This is a genomic window from Acinetobacter sp. 243_ASPC, from assembly GCF_001054715.1.
GTDB lineage: Bacteria > Pseudomonadota > Gammaproteobacteria > Pseudomonadales > Moraxellaceae > Acinetobacter > Acinetobacter soli.
Map to the genome: position 1 here is coordinate 1 of NZ_JVOR01000035.1, position 3,818 is coordinate 3,818.

The 3,818-nt window shown below is 41.7% G+C and carries 3 protein-coding genes; all 3 read right to left on the minus strand.

The genetic code is table 11. The features are described from left to right. Positions 1-202 precede the first annotated feature (202 nt). A complete protein-coding gene (locus ADA42_RS03455) occupies positions 203-1,087 on the minus strand; it encodes a hypothetical protein (RefSeq protein ID WP_048763594.1) in 885 nt (294 codons plus the stop codon). A 103-nt stretch (positions 1,088-1,190) separates the two neighbouring features. Continuing rightward, positions 1,191-2,099 carry an alpha/beta hydrolase gene (locus tag ADA42_RS03460; RefSeq protein ID WP_048763596.1) on the minus strand — a complete coding sequence of 303 codons (909 nt, stop codon included), beginning with the start codon at positions 2,097-2,099 and terminating at the stop codon, positions 1,191-1,193. Between the two features lie 133 nt (positions 2,100-2,232). After that, positions 2,233-3,648, minus strand: coding sequence for an amino acid permease (locus ADA42_RS03465; RefSeq protein ID WP_048763597.1), 1,416 nt, complete (start codon positions 3,646-3,648; stop codon positions 2,233-2,235). Positions 3,649-3,818: the final 170 nt, after the last annotated feature.

Below are 3,818 nucleotides of genomic sequence, written 5' to 3' on the forward strand. Positions count from 1 at the left end.
CCGTGAAAGGGCGATGTCCTAGGCCTCTAGACGATAGGGACGTTTCAGAGGTGGGCGTATATTAGGTTTAATTCCTGAGTCTGTCAAACTGTTTTCCTAAAAAAAAACTGTAATTTAGCGATGAGTGTTTAAAAATACCGCGTTTCATTTATTTTGAATCAAAAAATCAAACATAATGAATGAATTTTGAGCTGAATATTGTTTAGCGGCTCTGACAACTTTCGATCAGTGCTTTGAGCACCTCAATATTTTGCAAATAACCAGAAATCTCATGTGGATGTGCACTCGATGTCGAAATTTCATGATTCAAAATAGATGGATCAAAATCGAATGGGGGCTTTTCAAGTGGAAATGCTGTGAGAAAATCATCATGAGAATAAAAATTATGCCACACACCATGTAGACATTCGGGGTAACTGATCGGCTGTATGAGGTGTTGCTGAATGACACGAAACGCCAGAGGGGAGCCAAGTGTAATAAAGCCTTGGATATTAGAGATATTACACATTTGGCGTAGCAGATTATAGGCAATCACCGATCCTAAAGAGTGCGCCACAATAATACACGGTTGCTGAACAGGAATACCAATACGTATACGTTGATGAACACGTTGCATGAAGCTTTGATTTGCTAAATAACAATAAGTTTCGATCAGAAATGTATGCATCAGCTCTTCATGTAATGTTGGAAAGTGATCTAGAAGTATCATCAGTTCTTTTAAAGATTGATCTTTTGCAGTCAAGCTCTCATCAAGCAATTTCTTCTTTATCATTGCTAAATCAAATAGATGTGTGTGCCCACTGGTTTGTTTTTCTTTAAAAAGGGCGAATGAGGGAATATGAAGATGAGCAGGCAAGTGAAGTGAGAGCAGTGATTTAGGTAAAAAGGTATCGAGGTCAAGGCGATTGCTTAAATGAAATTGGGTCAGTAAATCGCCATAAAAAGGAAAATGCAACTGATGTGAGTCGAATTGAAACAACAAATGATTCCGGCTTAGCCCATGCTTGAGCACGCTGAGCCAGTGCTTACGTAGGCTCTGTGCATTCAATTGCTGCTGATTCATACCATGAATAAACACAATATGCATAGTGATACTTTTTATGGCCTATAGATTGAGCTTACATCAAAAAAATGTAGCGCTTTGTGTGGCTTGTTGAGTTGAAGTGTTGATGCAAAATCTGGCACTGCTATTAACCGTAATCCAGATAAAGCGCCGGATCTAGATAAAGCGGTTCTACAATACGTTCAATGACGCAAGGATGTTGTAGGTAGCCAATAATTTCATGCGGACGATTGACAAAGGTTGAAATCAATTGATTCTCAATTGGAGGATGAAAATCAAATGGTGCCTGATCGAGAGGAAAGGTGGTGAGATAATCTTCTTGCGAATAGAAATTGTACCAATCTCCTATAAGCGATCTGGGGCGTTCTACTGGCATGTTGAGCTTCGATTGAATCACCTGAAAGGCCAGCGGTGAAGCAAGCGTAATAAAGCGTTGTACGCGTATGTGAGGCAATTGCTGTAATAGGTTGTACGCGATGACTGTACCCAGAGAATGCGCCACAATAATATACTCATCGTCGCTGTCAAAGGCAGATGCAATACGCTTGTGTACATCCTGCATAAAGTCTGGACTCGCCAGATATAAATACGCCTCAATAATCAGTTTTTGAATCACGCTTTCATGTAATTTGGGAAATTTGTTGAGCAGCACTACAAATTCTTTAAGTACGCGATCTTTGGCTAAATGTGAAAAAAGATAAAGTTTTGAAGTAAATGAAAGTTCTTCGTCGGTGTGGGATGTGAGTGAAATGAGCGGCTGGCTGTCATCTACAGGCTGAGATTCATCTGGAAGTAAAAAAGGCAGATGCCATTCTTGCCAGGTATCGCCAAGTAAATTGATCGGCTCAGTACTAAAACTGAGCATGTGCTTAAACAGTAAATCACCATAATAAGGAAAGGAGATATCCAGCGTATCGAGTTCGATGTGTTTTGCAGAATGATTCAGCCCAAGTTGAAAGATATTCAACCAGTAGTCTTGAAGCTGTGAGGCATCCATTTTTTGTTGCTGGGCGCCATGAACAAATACAATTTTCATCGTGATCAGGCTTATTTATTCTTATATTGACTTAAAATTTACAGAAGAATGATGCGCTAAACCAGTGATCTAAATAAAAAAAGTGTAGCGATTTTGCTACACTTTCCAATGAGTATTGTACCTTTTAACCGCTTTAGTTTTGATTACGGTAAAATATGTAGTGACTTAAATAACAACCCGCCACAAAGATCAAACAACCAATAAAACCGGGAAGCATCTCAGGATCAAGTGCCATACTTAAGCCAGTAATCAAGCAAAATACAAATCCAAGAATCGGTAGAACTGGAAACAGCGGTGCAGCAAATTTGAGCTCAGATACGCTGTGGCCATCTTTATACCATTGACGTCTAAAGTTGAACTGACTCCAGCAAATACTCATCCAAACAATTACCATGGTAAATGCCGCAACGCCCAGTAAATTTTTAAAGATAGTCTCTGGTGCAAACTGCTCAGACAATAATCCCGGTATCGCACCAAACATCGTTACAATGAGGGCAATAATTGGCGTACCACTGGTGGTGAGCTTAGAGAAAATAGACGGTAATTGCTTTTGGCTCGAAAGCGACCACATCATACGAGAAGCAGCATATAAACCAGAGTTTGCAGCAGATAGCAGCGCCGTAATAATCACAAAACGGATAATGTGGTCTGCATACGGAATACCGATATATTGAAATACCGTTACGAACGGACTATTACTCACACCATGATTGCCTAAGCCAGTTGCCTCATAAGGCAACAGTGCGCTAATGACCACAATGGTGCCCACAAAGAAAATGAGCAAACGCCAGATGGCTGCATTAATTGCTTTGGGTACATTGACTGCAGGATCTTTAGTTTCACCTGCCGCAACGCCAATCAATTCTGTGCCTGAAAAGGCAAAGTTAACAATCAGCATGGTCGCAAAAATAGGCATCAGACCTTGAGGAAACCAACCATGACTGGTGAGATTGCTAAACAGTGGTGCGGTTTGATAGCCCTCAAAATGAATCAGACCAAAAATAGCCAATAGACCCAATATAATAAAGCCGATCACGGTCAGCACTTTCACCAGCGACAACCAGAATTCAGATTCGGCAAAAATATGCGTGGAGCTGAGGTTGAGTGCAAAAATGGTGATTGCAAAAATACTGGTCCAGATCCACATCGAGATATGGGGAAACCATTCTTGCATGAGTAATGCCGCGGCAGTAAATTCGGTACCTAGCGTGGCTGTCCATGTCAGCCAGTATAACCACGAAATCATGTATCCGGTGCCTGGCCCGATATAGCGTTTGGCATAGGCACCAAATGACCCAGACACTGGCATATGTACAGCAAGCTCACCCAAACACAGCATGACCATATATGCAATCAGACCGCCCAGCATATAGGCGATCACAGCGCCAATCGGGCCTGTTTGGGTAATCACTTCGCCTGAGCCTAAAAACAGGCCTGTGCCAATCGCACCACCTAACGACAGCATGACCAAATGACGAGTACTCATGGCACGTTTTAATGGAGCAGCACTGCTGAGTACTTGTTGGTCTGTAGAGTCTGGCGGCAGCATAGACAATATCGCTTCAAGATGAAAGAAAGCGCTATTTTAGTGAAAAAACTGAAATGTGCAATGCAGCATGAGTCAAAGAATAGACAGTGAGACAAGCAAAAAGAGAAATACAACGGAAAAATAAGATGGCGTCCCTACGGGGATTCGAACCCCGGTTACCGCCGTGAAAG

Bases quoted from the DNA above. Each gene is read 5' to 3' on its own strand.
- ADA42_RS03455 (WP_048763594.1), bottom strand. From the start codon at position 1,087: ATGCATATTGTGTTTATTCATGGTATGAATCAGCAGCAATTGAATGCA.
- ADA42_RS03460 (WP_048763596.1), bottom strand. From the start codon at position 2,099: ATGAAAATTGTATTTGTTCATGGCGCCCAGCAACAAAAAATGGATGCC.
- ADA42_RS03465 (WP_048763597.1), bottom strand. From the start codon at position 3,648: ATGCTGCCGCCAGACTCTACAGACCAACAAGTACTCAGCAGTGCTGCT.